Source organism: Cystobacter fuscus (genome assembly GCF_044360685.1).
Taxonomy (GTDB): Bacteria; Myxococcota; Myxococcia; order Myxococcales; family Myxococcaceae; genus Cystobacter; species Cystobacter fuscus_C.
This window is the reverse complement of sequence record NZ_CP043491.1, coordinates 5,703,839-5,718,568: the sequence shown is the minus strand read 5'-3', so window position 1 is coordinate 5,718,568 and position 14,730 is coordinate 5,703,839. Positions and strand designations below refer to the sequence as shown.

The 14,730-nt window shown below is 68.2% G+C and carries 14 protein-coding genes; 8 read left to right on the top strand and 6 right to left on the bottom strand.

What is annotated here, in order from left to right:
* Window positions 1-46: 46 nt before the first annotated feature.
* Window positions 47-2,341: an NADP-dependent malic enzyme gene (locus F0U63_RS23445; protein ID WP_395848138.1), complete on the bottom strand. Its 2,295-nt coding sequence runs from the start codon at window positions 2,339-2,341 to the stop codon at window positions 47-49.
* A gap of 358 nt (window positions 2,342-2,699) precedes the next feature.
* On the opposite strand from F0U63_RS23445, the gene F0U63_RS23440 reads away from it, so the two are divergent.
* Window positions 2,700-3,473 (top strand): hypothetical protein, encoded by a 774-nt coding sequence (locus tag F0U63_RS23440; protein WP_395848137.1) that lies wholly within the window; start codon window positions 2,700-2,702, stop codon window positions 3,471-3,473.
* A 23-nt stretch (window positions 3,474-3,496) separates the two neighbouring features.
* On the top strand, window positions 3,497-3,967 hold the full coding sequence (locus F0U63_RS23435) for an NUDIX hydrolase (protein WP_395848136.1): 471 nt from the start codon (window positions 3,497-3,499) through the stop codon (window positions 3,965-3,967).
* A gap of 32 nt (window positions 3,968-3,999) precedes the next feature.
* On the opposite strand, the gene F0U63_RS23430 is transcribed toward F0U63_RS23435, so the two are convergent.
* Window positions 4,000-4,761, bottom strand: a complete 762-nt coding sequence (locus F0U63_RS23430; protein WP_395848135.1) for a hypothetical protein — start codon at window positions 4,759-4,761, stop codon at window positions 4,000-4,002.
* A 118-nt stretch (window positions 4,762-4,879) separates the two neighbouring features.
* Between F0U63_RS23430 and F0U63_RS23425 the strand changes: the two genes are divergently transcribed.
* Window positions 4,880-6,544: a Na+/H+ antiporter gene (locus F0U63_RS23425; protein ID WP_395848134.1), complete on the top strand. Its 1,665-nt coding sequence runs from the start codon at window positions 4,880-4,882 to the stop codon at window positions 6,542-6,544.
* A 32-nt stretch (window positions 6,545-6,576) separates the two neighbouring features.
* Here the strand turns inward: F0U63_RS23425 and F0U63_RS23420 are convergent, their stop codons facing one another.
* Both F0U63_RS23420 and F0U63_RS23415 read right to left on the bottom strand, forming a co-directional pair.
* Window positions 6,577-7,734, bottom strand: a complete 1,158-nt coding sequence (locus F0U63_RS23420) for a Gfo/Idh/MocA family protein (RefSeq protein ID WP_395848133.1) — start codon at window positions 7,732-7,734, stop codon at window positions 6,577-6,579.
* Between the two features lie 149 nt (window positions 7,735-7,883).
* Window positions 7,884-8,789, bottom strand: coding sequence for a LysR family transcriptional regulator (locus F0U63_RS23415; RefSeq protein ID WP_395848132.1), 906 nt, complete (start codon window positions 8,787-8,789; stop codon window positions 7,884-7,886).
* 261 nt (window positions 8,790-9,050) lie between these two features.
* Between F0U63_RS23415 and F0U63_RS23410 the strand changes: the two genes are divergently transcribed.
* The 3 genes from F0U63_RS23410 to F0U63_RS23400 are packed head-to-tail and all read left to right on the top strand — an operon-like array spanning window position 9,051 to window position 10,959.
* The gene (locus F0U63_RS23410; RefSeq protein WP_395848131.1) at window positions 9,051-10,046 is read left to right on the top strand and encodes an aldo/keto reductase; all 996 of its coding nucleotides are present in this window, start codon (window positions 9,051-9,053) and stop codon (window positions 10,044-10,046) included.
* Window positions 10,047-10,080: 34 nt separating this feature from the next.
* On the top strand, window positions 10,081-10,611 hold the full coding sequence (locus F0U63_RS23405; RefSeq protein WP_395848130.1) for a cupin domain-containing protein: 531 nt from the start codon (window positions 10,081-10,083) through the stop codon (window positions 10,609-10,611).
* A 15-nt stretch (window positions 10,612-10,626) separates the two neighbouring features.
* Window positions 10,627-10,959 carry a carboxymuconolactone decarboxylase family protein gene (locus tag F0U63_RS23400; protein ID WP_395848129.1) on the top strand — a complete coding sequence of 111 codons (333 nt, stop codon included), beginning with the start codon at window positions 10,627-10,629 and terminating at the stop codon, window positions 10,957-10,959.
* 112 nt (window positions 10,960-11,071) lie between these two features.
* On the opposite strand, the gene F0U63_RS23395 is transcribed toward F0U63_RS23400, so the two are convergent.
* Window positions 11,072-11,509: a hypothetical protein gene (locus F0U63_RS23395; protein WP_395848128.1), complete on the bottom strand. Its 438-nt coding sequence runs from the start codon at window positions 11,507-11,509 to the stop codon at window positions 11,072-11,074.
* A 282-nt stretch (window positions 11,510-11,791) separates the two neighbouring features.
* Here F0U63_RS23395 and F0U63_RS23390 point away from each other — a divergent pair, with 282 nt between their 5' ends.
* Window positions 11,792-13,390, top strand: coding sequence for a cellulase family glycosylhydrolase (locus tag F0U63_RS23390; protein WP_395848127.1), 1,599 nt, complete (start codon window positions 11,792-11,794; stop codon window positions 13,388-13,390).
* 114 nt (window positions 13,391-13,504) lie between these two features.
* Window positions 13,505-13,762 carry a hypothetical protein gene (locus F0U63_RS23385; RefSeq protein ID WP_395848126.1) on the top strand — a complete coding sequence of 86 codons (258 nt, stop codon included), beginning with the start codon at window positions 13,505-13,507 and terminating at the stop codon, window positions 13,760-13,762.
* A 24-nt stretch (window positions 13,763-13,786) separates the two neighbouring features.
* Here the strand turns inward: F0U63_RS23385 and F0U63_RS23380 are convergent, their stop codons facing one another.
* The gene (locus F0U63_RS23380) at window positions 13,787-14,593 is read right to left on the bottom strand and encodes an N-acetylmuramoyl-L-alanine amidase (RefSeq protein WP_395848125.1); all 807 of its coding nucleotides are present in this window, start codon (window positions 14,591-14,593) and stop codon (window positions 13,787-13,789) included.
* Between the last annotated feature and the right edge of the window lie 137 nt (window positions 14,594-14,730).

Genomic DNA, 14,730 nt, shown 5'->3' with positions numbered 1-14,730 from the left:
AAAGCAAATGCCCACCCGGGTGTCCTCGGCCCGGGTGGGCGCCCGCTCAGCGCGCGGTGCCCTGCTCCAGCACGTGGGCCTGCGCCACGGCCAGGGCGGTCATGTTGACGATGCCCCGCGCGGTGACGCGCGGCACGAGCACCTGGACGGGCTTGGAGATGCCCAGCAGCAGCGGCCCCACCAGCAACGCCTCGGAGGCCGCGGACAGGAGCGTCATGGCGATGTTGGCCGCGTCCAGCGTGGGCATGACGAGCAGGTTGGCCGAGCCCGTCAGCGGGCTGTGGGACACGAGCCGGTGGCGCAGCGTCTCGCTGAGCGCCGCGTCGGCGTGCATCTCGCCGTCCACCTCGAGGTCCGGGGCGCGCTGGCGCACCAGCTTGAGCGCCTGGCGCATCTTGATGGCGGACTGGGAGTTGCCGGCGCCGAAGCTCGAGTGCGACAGCAGCGCGGCCTTGGGGGTGACGCCGAAGCGGCGCACGGCATCGGCGGCCAGCAGCGTCATCTCGGCGACCTGCTCGGCGGTGGGGTCGATGTTGACGTGGGTGTCGCAGAAGAACAGCGCGCCGTTCTGCAGGATGAGGGCCGAGAGCGCGTAGATGCGGCCCACGTCCTGGCGCTTGGGAATGATGGGCATGACGTACGTCATGTGCCGTCCCCAGTCATCCCGGCCGCCGCACAGCGCGGCGTCGACCTCGCCCGACTCCAGGAGCATGCAGGCGGCCACCGTGGGCCGGCGCACCACCCGGCGCGCGGCGGCGTCGAGCGGCACGCCCTTGCGATCCACCAGCGTCTGGTAGCGCTTGATGAGCGGCTGGATGATGTCGGTGTCCTCGCTCGGATCCACCACGCGCACGTCCCGGCCGACCTCCAGCCGCAACCCCAGCTCCTTGATGCGCTCGGTGATGACCCGGCGTCGGCCGATGAGCACGGGCTGGGCGATCTGCTCGTCCACCACGCTCTGCACCGCGCGCAGCACGCGATCGTCCTCCCCTTCCGCGTACGCCACGCGGCGGGGCGTGCGGCGGGCCACCTCGAACACCGGCCGCATGAGCTGACCCGAGCGGTAGACGAACAGCTCCAGCTCGCGCTGGTAGGCCTCGAAGTCCGCGATGGGCCGGCGCGCCACGCCCGAGTCCATGGCCGCCTTGGCCACCGCCGGGGCGATCTTCAGGATGAGCCGCGGGTCGAACGGCTTGGGGATGATGTACTTGGGCCCGAAGACGTGCGCGGTGCCACCATAGGCCTGGGCCACCACCTCGTTGGCCTCCACCCGGGCGAGCTCCGCGATGGCCTCGGCGGCCGCGCGCTTCATGAGCTCGTTGATCTCCGTGGCGCCCACGTCCAGTGCGCCGCGGAAGACGAAGGGGAAGCACAGGACGTTGTTGACCTGGTTGGGGAAGTCCGAGCGGCCCGTGGCGACGATGGCGTCGGGGCGGGCCTCCATGGCGGCGTCCGGGCGGATCTCCGGCTCGGGGTTGGCGAGCGCGAGGATGATGGGCTTGGGCGCGAGCAGGTGCAGCCACTCGGCCTTGAGCACGCGCGGCGCGGACAGGCCCAGGAACACGTCCGCCCCGCCGAGCACCTCGGGCAGGGTGCGCGCGCTCGTCTTGTGCGCGTAGCGGGCCATGTTGGGCGCCATCTCGTCGCCCCGGTCCGCGTGGACCACGCCCTTGATGTCCGTGAGCGTGACGTTGGCGACGGGCAGGCCCATCTCCACGAGCAGGTCCACGCACGCGAGCGCCGCGGCGCCCGCGCCGGAGGTGACGAGCTTGATCTCCTCGAGCTTCTTGCCCTGGAGCACGAGCCCGTTGCGGATGGCGGCCGCGCACACGATGGCGGTGCCGTGCTGGTCGTCATGGAAGACGGGGATCTTCATGCGCGCGCGCAGGGCGCGCTCGATGACGAAGCACTCGGGGGCCTTGATGTCCTCGAGGTTGATGCCGCCGAAGGTGGGCTCGAGCGCGGAGACGATGTCCACGAAGCGCTCGGGGTTGGTGGTGTCCACCTCGATGTCGAAGACGTCGATGCCGGCGAACTTCTTGAAGAGGACGGCCTTGCCCTCCATGACGGGCTTGCCGGCGAGCGGACCGATGCTGCCCAGGCCCAGCACGGCGGTGCCGTTGGTGATGACACCCACGAGGTTGCCGCGGGCCGTCAGGTCGCGCGCGGCGTCGGGGTCGGCGACGATCGCCTCACACGCGGCCGCCACGCCGGGGGAGTAGGCCAGCGCCAGATCGCGCTGGGTGGCCATGCGCTTGGTCGGCTCGATCGTCAGCTTTCCGGGCCGGGGCAGCCGGTGGTAGTCGAGCGCCGCTTTGCGAAAATCCTCGTCCATCGCCATCGCTTCGTGTCCTCGGTTCTACGGTCGGAAGGCCCTCGCCTCTGGGCGTTGGGCCAGCGGAAGCCCGTCAGTGTAGCCGCGGGGCGGCTCGCGGCCCCTGCATAACAGCGCCCGGGCGGACCTTCGGGCGCAACGGGGGCATAAGCCGCGCTGACAGCGGCGTGGGGCCGTGATGACGCGGTGCGTCCTGACGGAGGACGACAGCAACCCCCGCTGGGAGCGCATCGCGTGGAGGGTCGCGATCGTGGGGACAGCAACGGGTACGGGGGCATGCACGTGATGAAAACGATCCTGGGCTTTTCCAACCGGTGTGCATTCCCATCATGGATCCATGGTGCCTGGACAACCGTCTTTCCAAATGCCGTCCTTCCTTCATGGCCTCCGCTCCACGGTCCACCAGAAGGCGCGGAAAGAGGGGGAACGGTGCGGCGAGCAGTACCTCGAGGACGGTGCCTTCCCTCCTCCACGTCAGATGCTGGAGGTGCCTCCCGGAGAAGTGGTGCTGGTTCACGAGGTGACCGACCTTCAACACGAGCGCCCGGCCTGGCGACTGTACATGGTGTCGGATGTCATGGGCGGATTGTACGAAGCCCTGGATTGGCAGAACGTGTTCCCCATAAGGGACGCATACGAGGCGTTTTGTCGTGAGAGTGCCTGGGGTGCTCTGTACTTCGTGGTTTCGCCCACTGGCCCGGTGAGCGCGCAGCGAACGGCACTCCGCCTCCAGACGATGCTGCGCTTCTGGGACACCCTCCAATCCGCGCGTTACCGCTTCAAGACCCGCGATGCCGTACTCACCTTGGAGGAGTTGATAAAGGCCTCCTGTGATTGGGCCATGGATGCATGGTGTCCGGTGGCGGACGCCTCGGTCCACATGCGCCTGGAGATGGCCGCGAATCGCATGGCACGAGCGACGCGAGAAGACAGTATCGAGGCCATTCTTCGACAAATGCCCCGCGCCCTCAACTTCGCGCGCGGCCTGAAACACCGGGACGTGGTCGCCGACCCGGCATTCCAGCGCCAGCGTCTCACGACACTCGATCCAGTGTCCTTCGAGCATGTGTCAGGTGCTTGCACTGCAGATCTGCTCGAAAAATTGTATGAATGGGACAAGCAGCTCCAGACACAATAGAAAGTGTTTCCTTGGAGAGGGTGATGAAAGAGGGACATTCCTGGGAGGGCAACTGGAAGGTCCGCCTGTATGAGCGGGTCCGCGAGCGCGGCCACGATTCACTCACCGCCTTCGCCGAGGCGCGCCCTACCCTCCCGCTGGTGGAACTGGCCCAGGAACTTGGCGGAGACGACATCAACGCGGTGCAGGTCTTCAGCGGGTTGGTCGCCGAAGCGGAGCGGAGCAACCGACTCACCCGCCTGGTACGGGGGCAACTCGTGCGAGAGCTTTGGGAGGGTCTCCCCAACGGCTGGCCGGCCGTGCTGGACGAAGAAGCTCGTTTAGAGGTCGCCACGGCCCTGGGGTCGTGGAGTGCCTTCACTCCAATCACCCATGAGGAGCGTGCCAGGCAGGTCATGGTGGCCCTTCTCGCCACGCCACCACCGCCAGGTTGGCACCCGCTCGGGCCCGACGATGAGTTGCTGCGCATGCTGCTGCCTGACGAGGATGTCTAGCTCGAGTCTTTGGGATGGCTCCGGCGCCTCGTTCACGGCTCGACGGATTGTGGCAGCCTCCTGGGTTTGCCGACCGGCATGTAGCACTTGCCCTGGTACTCGGCCGCATCCGTGTCGTCGCACGGAGGCTTTTGCTCCAACGTCACCCAGCACCCCCCGTTGATCTCCACGATGGTCTTCCTGCCCGGGCAGGGAGCCGCCATCTGATTGCGGAAGGGCTCCTTGGGCATGGGATAGGCGAGAGCCTTCGGCTCCGACTCCGCCACATCGACGAAGGACGGCGCATCCTGGCGTGAGGAGGTTTCCGGGGCCGCCTCCCGACCATGGGGCGCCGGGCGCTCGGAGAGACTCGCCAGCAGCCACACGCCCAGGCCGAGCATAAGCCCCTTCCAACTCGCGACGGCGTGCCCCGTGCGTTGGTTTCCGGCGGGGCGTGAGGGGAGCTGACCCGAGGCGAGATGGGCCCGGAACCGGGCACTGTCCTGCACGCGGGTCACCGCGGCACTCGTGAGCACGAGCAGGTCCGCCAGTTCCACCACGGGCAGCGACGCGGGCGCTTCCTCCACCCGCACGGTCACCGTGACCGGCTCCGGCTCACACAAGAGGCTCACCCGCCAGGGCCCCTCGGGCCGCCATTCCACGCGCTCGGTGGGCAGCAGTTGCAGCACCGCCTTGCCCGTCTCCACATCCCAGGCCTCGTGAAGGCTGCCCAGCTCGGGCCCCACCTCGTCGTAGGCACCGCCCCGCTCGAAGGGCCCCCTCCCGCCACCCTTCCCGCTCGTCTCGTTCGCCACGTGGTTCCCTCCCCGCTCGATGCCCATCGGACTGGATTCGACCTTTCGAGTCAAGAGGAAGAACATGCCCTCATGGGTAGGCATCCCCAGCTCGCGGCGGTTGAGTTAAACAGGGCGCATGCACGTCTTCGAGATCATCATCGCGTTGTTGCTCGCCGGTGCGGGCCTCACCGCGTTGTCCCAACGCATCGGGACTCCCTACCCGGCGATGGTGGCGCTCGCCGGCGCGGCCCTGGCGCTCGTGCCCGGCACGCCGACACTGGTCCTGGATCCCGAGCTCGCGCTCACGCTCTTCGTCGCGCCGGTGTTGCTGGACGCCGCCTTCGATGCGTCCCCGCGCGACCTCCGGGCCAACTGGCGGACCGTCGCCGGCCTCGCCCTTGGCGCCGTCGCCCTCACCATCGTCGTCGTCGCGGGGGTGGCCCGCCTGCTCGTGCCCGGCATGCCCTGGGCCGTCGCGGTCGCGCTCGGCGCGATCGTCGCGCCTCCTGACGCGGCGGCCGCGACCGCCGTCCTCAAGCAGCTCCGTCCGCCGCATCGGCTCCTCGTCATCCTCGAGGGCGAGAGCCTCTTCAACGACGCGAGCGCGCTGTTGATCTACCGTCTCGCCGTCGGCGCGACGCTCGCGGGCACGCTGTCGGGGACAGACGTCATTCCCCTGCTCCTCGTCGTCACCGTGGGCAGCGTGGTGCTCGGGTTCGTGCTGTCGCGGGTCATACTCCTGGTGACCCCGCGGATACACGACGTCGCCATCGCGGTCGTCGTGCAGTTCTGCGGGACGTTCGCGGTCTGGATGCTCGCCGAGCGGCTCCATCTCTCCGGCATCCTCACCGTGGTCGTCTTCGCGATGGCGACCGCCCGCCGCGCCGCGGACATCATCCCGGCTCGCGTCCGGATCCCCTCGTACGCGGTCTGGGAGTTCGCCGTGTTCGTGTTGAACGTGCTCGCCTTCATCCTCGTCGGGTTCCAGCTCAAGGCGATCCTCGGCCGGCTCGACTCGAGCACGCTCCTGGAGTACGCGGGCGTCGCGGGCGCGGTGTGCGTCGCGACGATCCTCGCGCGCATCGCCTGGGTGTCGGGCGCCGCGGCCTTCAGTCGCTGGAGGTGTCGTCCAGCGCCGGACGGCACGGCGGGGCCTCACGACACGGTGGCCCTGTCGAAGCGCGCCGCGGCGGTCGTCGGGTGGTGCGGCATGCGGGGGATCGTGACGCTCGCCGCGGCGCTCGCCCTTCCGACTGGCGGGTCCGACGGGCCCGCGTTTCCCTACCGCGACCTGGTCCTGTTCACCGCGTTCTCCGTCGTGCTCGGGACCCTCGTCGTCCAGGGCATGACGCTGCGCCCCCTCCTCAACATGCTCCAGCTCGAGGACGACGGCTCGGTGGAGCGAGAGGTGCGGCTCGCCCGTGTCGAGACGTTGCGCGCCGCGCTCTCGGCCACCACCACGGCCGAGCTGCCCGGAGAGGAGCTGTCGGGGCTGCTGCGTCGCCGCTACGAACTCATGCTCCGGCGCGCCGAAGCGGAGCTGGCCGGCAATGGCAACGCGCCTCACGGGGCGGCCGGAAGTGACGGCCGCGCGTTCAACGTCGACGCGGCGGCCATCGCGCGCAGGGCCACCCTGGCCGAGCGGCAGCGGCTCCTCGCGCTGCGGGCGGACGGCACCATCGGCGATGCGGCCTTCCAGCGAGTCGAGCAGGAGCTCGACCTGGAGGAGCTGGACTTGCAGCAACTCGCCCCCGGCGCCGGCTCCGGGGTGGCAGTCAGCAACGAGCCCTCCCGGAACTGAGCCTGCCCCGGTTCAGGGGCGCTCCGGCGGCTTCAACCCGCGGCGGGCTCGACCCACGCCTTGCGCACGTTCGACTCGTAGAGCGCGGCGATCACCCGCTCCACCTCGAGGGCCCGGGTGAAGCCGGCGAGCGGTTCGCCGCCGTTTCTGACCGTCGTCGCGAACGTGTCGAACAGACGCACCATCGACAGCAGTTGCCCGCCCGTCGAGGGGTCGGCTCCCACGCTCGGGTCGAGCACCTTGCCCCGCACGGTGAACAGGCGCTCGGGGACCGGCACCTCCTGACCCTGGGGCGCCATCGTGCCCAAGGCGGCCTTCGCGGCATACAGCCTGGCCGTCGCCACGCTCGGATAGCGCAGCGCCTCCAGGCGCAGCCGCCCCTTGCTGCCAAAGGCCTCGATCCAGAAGCCCGGGCTGTCCGCCGCCGTCCACGACGTGGCCAGAGTGCCCATCGCGCCGTTGGCGAAGCGCAGGAGCGCGTGACACGTGTCGTCGGTCTCCACCGTCATGGTCTCGCCTGGCGAGAGCTCCCACGTCTTGAGCTGGGTCTCGATCCGGCCGACCACCGATTCGATCCGGCCGAACACGTGCCACAGGGCGTGCAGCATGTGCGAGCCGTGATTGCGGGTGACGCTGACCCCGTGGCCGGCCTTGCCGAACCAGACGTAGGGGAAGAATGGGATGACCGGCAGGAAGTAGCTCATCTGCCAATGGCAGTGAACTTGAAAGACCTCGCCGAGGTAGCCCTCGTCGATCATCTCCTTCATCAGCGACAGGTGCGGCAGGCCCACCACGCTGGCCGCCACGGCGCCGGTGACGCCCTTGTCGCGCTGAAGCTTCACCAAACGCTCGGCGGCCTCCCGCGACGGTGCGAACGGCAGCTGGTTGAAGACGTGCTTGCCGCCGTTCAACGCCGCCGTCACCAGCTTCTCCCGCAGGACGGGGCTCGTGCCGGCGTCGATCACGTCGATGTCCGGATCGGCGCACATCGCCTCGTAGCTCCAGAACGGCCGGGCGATGCCGTGTTCCCTGGCCGCCGCCTCGGCTGTCTCCCGCCGTGAGGTGCAGATCGCCGTGACCTCCACGTCGTCGCTCAACGTTCTCCATGCGGGCAGGTGGGTCTTCGCGCCCCAGTTCGCGCTGATGATTCCCACGCGAAGCTTGCCCGCGCGCGCCTTCGTTTCGCTCATGTGCACTCCTCTTGCCGACGGCCGTGGCGCATGTACACAATCGTTTACATCCCGGACATAACCCAGTCCCTCTCGCGAGTAAACAGCCGTGTACATACTCGGCCCGAGCGAGCCCAAAGCACATCGGCCGCGGCCATCCTCACGAAGACTCACGACGCGAGTCTGGTCAGCTCCCTGGCCACGTCCACGAAGAGGCGCAGCGCCGGGGAGCGCTGCGCACGGCTGGGGAAATAGAGGAAGAAGCCGGGCACCGTGGGCGCGTAGGACTCGAGCACCGTCACGAGCCGCCCCTCACGCAGTTGCTCCCTCACCATCGGCTCGAGGGTGTACGCCAGCCCCAGGCCTTGCTCCGCCAGGGACACGCTCAGCTGGGTGTCGTTGGTGACCACGCCCCCGCGCACCGGCACGCGCCAGTTCCTGCGGCCCCGCTCCAGCTCCCAGGCATAGAGCGCCCCGGAGGTGCGCATGCGGAAGGTGATGCACTCGTGGCGCAGCAGGTCCTCGGGGCGCTGGGGTGTCCCGTGGCGCTCGAGGTAGCTGGGGGCTCCCACCACGATGAAGCGGAAGGCGTCGGTGAGCCGCACCTGCACCATGTCGCGCTCGATGGCCTCGCTCAGCCGCACGCCCGCGTCGTAGCCCTCCGCCACGATGTCCACGAAGCGCTCCTCGATGACCACCTCCACCTCGATTCGCGGGTGACGCTCGCGGAAGGTGGGGACCACCGGGGTGATGACGGAAGGCACCGCCGCCCGCGGCACCGACAGCCGCACCCGGCCCACCGTCTCTCCCGGTCGAGCGGAGACCTCGGTGAGGGTGGCGAGCGCTTGTCCGAGTGCCGGGCCCGCGCCCTCCACGAGCCGCCTGCCCGCCTCCGTCAGTGACACGCTGCGCGTCGTGCGGGTGAGCAGCACCACGCGCAGCTGCTCCTCGAGCTGGCGCACCGACTGGCTCACCGCGGGGGTGGAGACGCCGAGCTCGCGCGCCGCGCCGCTGAAGCTGCGCAGGCGCGCCACGACGAGGAACACTTGGAGTTGCGGGAGGAGAGCCGTATTCATGACGAGACTCGAATGCGACGAGCGACCGGGGCGCGGACGCCTCGCTGTTAAGCAGCGCTTAACAGCCTATTGCCTCCCCGGCACGTAGTCATCCGAGGCTCTGGGGCGTACTTCTACTCGTGAACGGGGCGCAACGGCCCCGATCCCACGAGACCAGGAGACACGGCTGTCCCGCCCGGCGCGACCGCGGGCCCACGCCACACCCCGCAGCAGATGGCGATGGTCGACCGCTGAGATTCTCTTCAAGACGGAGGAAAAACAATGCAGAAGCGCAAGCTCGGAAACAGCAACCTGGAAGTCTCGGCCATTGGGCTCGGCTGCATGGGAATGAGCGGTGGCTACGGTCCGGCCGGGGACAAGCAGGAGATGATCTCCCTGATTCGGACGGCCGTCGAACGCGGCGTCACCTTCTTCGACACCGCCGAGGTCTACGGTCCGCTCAAGAACGAGGAGCTCGTGGGCGAGGCCCTCGCTCCCTTCCGGGGGAAGGTGGTGATCGCCACCAAGTTCGGCTGGGACATCGACCTGGAGACAGGGGTGCATCGTGGCGGTCTGGACAGCCGGCCCGAGCGCATCAGGAAGGCGGCCGAGGGCTCCCTCAAGCGGCTCAAGGTCGAGACCATCGACCTGTTCTATCAGCACCGGGTCGACCCGAACGTGCCAATCGAAGACGTAGCGGGGACGGTGAAGGACCTGATTCGCGAGGGCAAGGTGAAGCACTTCGGCCTGTCCGAGGCAGGTGCGAAGACGATCCGCCGCGCCCACGCGGTCCAGCCGGTCGCCGCGCTCCAGAGTGAATACTCGCTGTGGACGAGAGGCCCGGAAGCGGAAGTGCTGCCAACCCTCGAGGAGCTCGGCATCGGCTTCGTTCCCTTCAGCCCCCTGGGCAAGGGCTTCCTCACGGGCAAGATCAGCGACAGCAGCACCTTCGCCAGCTCCGACATCCGCAGCATCATTCCCCGCTTCACGCCAGAGGCCATGAAGGCCAACCAGGCCCTGGTCGAGCTGCTGGGCGAGATCGGCAAGAGGAAGAAGGCCACGCCTGCTCAAATCGCACTGGCCTGGCTGCTCGCCCAGAAGCCGTGGATCGTCCCCATCCCAGGCACCACGAAGCTCAACCGCCTGGACGAGAACAATGGAGCCGCCGCGCTCGAACTGACGCCCGGGGATCTCCGTGAGATCGAGAGCGCCGCCTCGAAGATCACGGTGCTGGGGGCCCGGTATCCGGAACGGCTGGAGCGAATGACCGGTCTGTGATGCAGGCACTTCACCACCCAACCGGAGAATGAACATGAAACGCCTCACCGCGACACTCTTCTCGCTCCCACTGCTCGGTATGGCCATGGCCCAGGCCAGCCCGAAGGGCGCCTCCCCCGACGCGGGCGCATCCCCGGCCGCCTCGCGTGGAGGGGCTCCGGCGCTGAGCATCACGCGCAGTGGCTCGCAACCCTCCACCAAGGGTCCCGCCGAGAACTTCACCGGCACCGTGCGCGTCGATCCGCTCTTCTCGGCGAATGCCCCCGCGCGCACCGCGGGTGCCTCTGTCACGTTCGAGCCCGGTGCCCGCACGGCATGGCACACCCACCCGCTCGGGCAGACGCTCATCGTGACGTCCGGCGCCGGCCGAGTGCAGCTCTGGGGCGGCACCGTCGAGGAGATCCGCCCGGGCGACGTGGTGAGGATTCCGCCCGGCCAGAAGCACTGGCACGGCGCCTCCCCGACCACCGCGATGACCCACATCGCCATCCAGGAGGGGCTCGATGGCAAGGTCGTCGAGTGGATGGAGAAGGTCACCGACGCGCAGTACGGCACACAGCCCTGAAAGGAGAAACGCACCATGAGCACCCCCAAGCCCACCACCGCCGCACAGAAGGCCATCGGCGACTTCGCGCCGAAGCTGGCCGAGCTGACCGACGACGTCCTGTTCGGGGACGTCTGGGAGCGGCCGCAGTTGTCCAAGCGCGACCGCAGCCTGATGACCTGCGCGGCGCTGGTGGCGACCGGAAAGACGGAGCAGATGAACTTCCACTTCCCGCGCGCACTCGAGAACGGCGTGACGCAGGAGGAGCTCGTCGAGCTCATCACCCACCTGGCTTTCTACGTCGGCTGGCCCAACGCCATGTCGGCCGTGGCTCGCGCCAAGGAGCTGCTGGGGAACAAGCAGCCCTGAGGTCCGCCGGAAAAAGAAGGCACTCCGCTCTCAAGGCTCGACGGATTGTGGCAACCTCCTGCGCAGATCCTCCAGGGTGGTTCTTCCCGTCAGCGAACGGCAACTCCCTTGATCAATCGCCAGTGCTGATCCTTTTGAACTGGGTCTTGTCCCAGTAGAAGCTGACTTGAGAGGACTCCGGCTTGAAGAGATGAATCACCGAGCCGTTGGGCTTGTGGATCTTCCCGGGTGCATCCGCCGAGGCCGTGGGGGCCTCCTGGAGTTCGAACTCGGCGAACTCACACCTCAGGTGCATTCCATTGGAAGCGGGTCCCGTCCAGAGCGAGTAGGCCTTGAGCCCTTTCTTCTCCTTGAGAATGGCGATGAGCTCACGGCCCTGGATCGTTTCGGCCAGGATGACCATATCGGGCAGCCCATTCTTGTCGAGATCGAGTTCACAGCTCGAAATGTATTTGAATGGCTGTCCATCACCGGTCCACTCTCCAAATGAAGGAGTGGAAGTTCCGAGCAGAATGATGGAGGGCAGGCTGAAAATGAGCTTCTTGTTCATGAAAAACATCCTCCTGTGGCGCCTCTTGGGTTTACCGATCAGCATGTAGCACTTTCTCCTCCCTCATGACCCGCTCGCCCATCGCCCTCCATTGTCACACACTCGTCACGGAATCCCATTCGGGGCCCGGCGGGTTGTTGCGGATTCTTGGATTTTGCGACTGGGATTCGTGTCTTGAATATGGCGTTGACCTTTGGGGGCTTTTCATGTTTTTCCTGGATGGCAATTTTCTTCCCGAACCATCCAGGAAGCCATCGAGCCCGTACAGCCGGAGGTCGTGTCATGAAAAGAATGGGGATGTTGCTGAGCGCGGTGCTGTTCACCGCCGCGTGTGGAGGCGGCATCGCGGAGGAGGAGTCGGCGCTCACGAAGTGGGAGCAGCAGCTTGCGGCCCCTGTGTCCTTCCTCCTCCAGACGTCGAGCAATGACTGGTGGATGGAGGCTCGGGTCACGGCCTCCCCCGCCCCGGCACGGGTGGAAGTGTCCGTGAACGGAGGCGCGTGGACGGCGTTGAGCCAGGCGGCCTGGGACGCGAACGTCTGGACGGGCAGCCAGTCCTTCCGGGGCACCCAGGTGCGCGTGCGCGCCGTGAACGCCGGGGGCTCGGCCACCTCGTGCTCGGCCCTCTTCCAGCCAGGGGCCACGCTGTCCCTGTGCGCCTCGGACGGCGTGTACGGGACGACCCCGAACCCCGACGCGGGCACCGACGCGGGGACGGACGCCGGAACCGACGCGGGCACCGATGCCGGCTCCGACGCGGGGACGGACGCCGGGACCGACGCGGGCACCGACGCTGGAACGCCGCCGCCGGGCACCGCGGGCTACCTGCACACCGAGGGGGCGAAGATCCTCTCGTCCACGGGCCAGGTGGTGCGGCTCACCAGCGTGAACTGGTTCGGCTTCGAGGGCCCCTCGCGCGTGCCCTACGGGCTGGATCGCCGCGCCATGGGCAGCCTGCTCGATCAGGTGAAGTCGCTCGGCTACAACTCGCTGCGCCTGCCCTACAGCAACACCATGCTGCGCGATGGGGTGTCCCCGGATCCGCTCAGCATGAACAACGCGCTCAATCCGGAGCTCGCCGGGCTCACGTCCCTGCAGGTGATGGATCGCATCATCGCGGCGGCCGGGGCGCGCGGGCTGCGCGTCGTGCTCGACCGCCACCGTCCGGACGCCAACAGCCAGTCGGAGCTCTGGTACCGCTCCAACCGCGCCACCGAGGAGCAGGCGTGGATCGATGACTGGAAGATGCTCGCCCAGCGCTACAAGGGCAATCCCACCGTGGTGGGCGTGGATCTGCACAACGAGCCGCACGGCCGCGCCACCTGGGGCGATGGCAACCTCGACACCGACTGGCGTCTCGCCGCCGAGCGCGCGGGCAACGCCATCCTCGGCGTGAACCCGGATCTGCTCATCATCGTGGAGGGCATCGAGATCTATCAGAACAACTGGTACTGGTGGGGCGGCAACCTGCGCGGCGCGCGCGACTACCCGGTGCGCCTCAACGTGCCGGGGCGCGTGGTGTACTCGGCGCACGACTACCCGGAGAGCGTCTACGGCCAGCCGTGGTTCCAGAACAAGGGCTCCACCGGCTACCCGGCCAACCTGCCGGGCGTGTGGGATGCCACCTGGGGCTTCCTCGTGAAGGAGAACCGCGCCCCGGTGTGGCTCGGGGAGTTCGGCACCAAGCTGCTCATCGACTCGGACAAGCAGTGGATCCAGACGCTCACGGGCTACCTCGCGGGCAACGGGATGAGCTTCGCCTTCTGGTCGCTCAATCCCAACTCCGATGACACCGGCGGCCTGCTCCAGGACGACTGGACGACGGTGCAGCAGGCGAAGCAGACGTACATCGCCCCCGCGCTCGCGCCCCTCATCCCCTGAAGTACCCCGCGTGGGCTCCCCGGACGCGCTGGCCTGGCGCTCCGGGGCGCTCGCGCCCGCGACGGCTTGTCCGCGCCCGAGGCGATGCGCACCCTGAAACCTCGCGAGGTGCGCATGCCACGGGAAGTCACGGACGGCGACGGAATCAAGTGGAGCTGCATCCAGGCCTTCGCGGGCCTGGGCAAGGATCCGGAGAAGACCGAGGCGGCGCGCGTCGGGGACTCGGGCAACCGCTTCCACGTCACCTGCACGCCCAGCGGCGGCGCGAAGTCCGTGCGCATCGAGTTGCCGGGCGACTGGGAGCAGGCCCTCTCCGATGAGGCGCTGCTGCGTGCCATCCAGCAGCAGCGCGCCGAGGACGACTCGCACTGAGGCGCGAGGCATCACCCCGGGGGTTCAGAGGCCCGCGCGCAGACGGTTCCAGTCGAAGTTCTCGGCGGGGTCGCTCTTGCGGCCCTTGGGCACGGCCACGTCCTTGTGCCCGAGGATGTTGTTGGCGGGCACCTTGTACTCCTGCTTGAGGTAGCCCACGAGCTGGGTGAGGGACTTGTACTGGGCATCGGTGAAGGGCGTCTTGCCCGAGCCGTCGTTGACGATCTCGATGCCGATGGAGCGGCCGTTCACGTCGGTGGGCACCCCGTGCAGCTCGCCCTTGCCCGCGTGCCAGGCGCGCTTCTCGTCGCCCACCAGTTGGTAGATCTTCCCGTCACGGTCCAGCATGTAGTGGGCGGACACCTGGCTCTGGGGATTGCGCATCCAGGCGAGGTCCCCCGCTCCATTGTTGGAGCCCGTGTGGTGCAGGACGATGGTGTCGATGTCCGCCCCGCCGCGCGAGTTGGAGTTGGGCGAGGGCGCGTTGACGACGGGCGGCTTGGTGAAGGTGCCGGGCTTGGGGGGCTTGGAGTCCGAGCCGAGCGCCTTCTTGAGCGCCGCGTGGGTCAGGTCCCCGTAGTAGCCGGTGGTGGGCAGCTTGTGGTCCGCCTGGAACTTCGTCACCGCGGCCTTCGTCTTCTCGCCGAAGATGCCGGGGCCGGTGGCCACCTGGGCCTTCGTCATGTAGCCGAGCTTCACCAGCGCGTCCTGCAACTGCTTCACCTGGGGGCCCCGGTTGCCGAGCTCCAGGCCGGCGGGCGGCGCGGTCACGGTCGCGGCGGCGGCCGTCCGGGCGGTGGCGGCGGTGGAGAGGGCGTTGCGGATTTGCATGGGCGTCTCGGGAAATGAGTATTCTCAGTTATCGCGAGATGGCGGCGGCGGTTGCGCCCCCCGCCCGATTTCCCTGTGCGCTACGTTCCCCGGTGACACGGATTCACTCCCTGTCATGTCCGAAGGGCGTCACCCGC